This window comes from Allobosea eneae (genome assembly GCF_042657265.1).
Classification (GTDB): domain Bacteria; phylum Pseudomonadota; class Alphaproteobacteria; order Rhizobiales; family Beijerinckiaceae; genus Allobosea; species Allobosea eneae.
Window position 1 is genome coordinate 1 of record NZ_JBHSLW010000142.1, and the last position, 1048, is coordinate 1048.

General features: G+C 66.0%; 2 pseudogenes. One reads left to right on the top strand and one right to left on the bottom strand.

Going from position 1 to position 1048, the window contains the following annotated elements:
* Positions 1 to 100: 100 nt before the first annotated feature.
* Positions 101 to 676, bottom strand: a pseudogene (locus ACFPOB_RS30970) (IS256 family transposase); the annotation flags it as partial.
* 58 nt (positions 677 to 734) lie between these two features.
* Between ACFPOB_RS30970 and ACFPOB_RS30975 the strand changes: the two are divergent.
* Positions 735 to 1048: pseudogene (locus ACFPOB_RS30975) on the top strand (ATP-binding protein); the annotation flags it as partial.

Here is a 1048-nt window from a genome sequence, read left to right on the forward strand (position 1 = left end):
CCCGAAAGGGGTCAGCCTATCCAGTGGCCGACTTTTACGCCGCCCGCGCCGGCACAAACGCCGGCGCTCCACTGGATGGTTTTCTCACCGCCGTGCACACGGCACGGACGCCGAGCGCGATGTGGACGGCCTTGTTGCGGACGACGCCCTCGTCGCGGATCTTGACGCGCAGGGCATCGAAGAAGACCAGCGGATAGACCGGCTCCAGCGGCCGGCTCTGCCAAGCCGCGATCTCATCGAGCACGGCATCGGTGACGGCGCTGATGAGGTCGGGGGAGACCTCGATGCCGTAGAGCTCGCGCAGATGCCCGACGATCTCGCGGGCGCTCATGCCCCGGGCATACATCGAGACGATCTTGTCGTCGAAGCCGGGAAAGCGGCGCTGATACTTGGCGATCAGTTGCGGATCGAACGTCGCCTGTCGATCGCGCGGAATCTCCAGCTCGATCCGGCCGGTCTCGGTCGTCACCGTCTTGCGGCCGTAGCCGTTGCGGCTGTTACCGGCTTCGTCACCTGCCAGATGATGATCCATCTCGGCGTTCAGGGCCCGCTCGGCGAAGGCCTTCTTCAGATCGTCGAGCAGGCCATTGGGGTCGAAAGCCGTCTTGGGGTCGGCGCCGGCCAGCAGCTGGTCCAGAAGCGCGTCAGGAATACGGGGGGCTTTGCGTCGTGCCATCGGGAACCTCCATCGGGTCCATTATGGCCGCCCGCACACGGAAATCCTGACAGTCCCGGGCAAGACCCATGTCGCTCTCGCGCTCGGGCTGGCCGCTTGCCAGAAGGGCTTCTCCGTCGCCTTCACCACGGCGGCTTCGCTGGTCAGCCAGCTCCTCGAGGCCCGCGACGAGAAGCGCCTGCTCAGGCTCCAGCGCGAGTTGCAGGCGGTCAAGCTGCTGATCGTTGACGAGCTCGGCTATGTGCCGCTGTCGCCGACCGGCGCCGAGCTTTTGTTCGAGGTCTTCTCGCAGCGCTACGAGCGTGGCTCGACCATCGTCACCTCGAACCTGCCCTTCGAGGACTGGACCTCGGTCCTGGGGTCGGAGCGGCT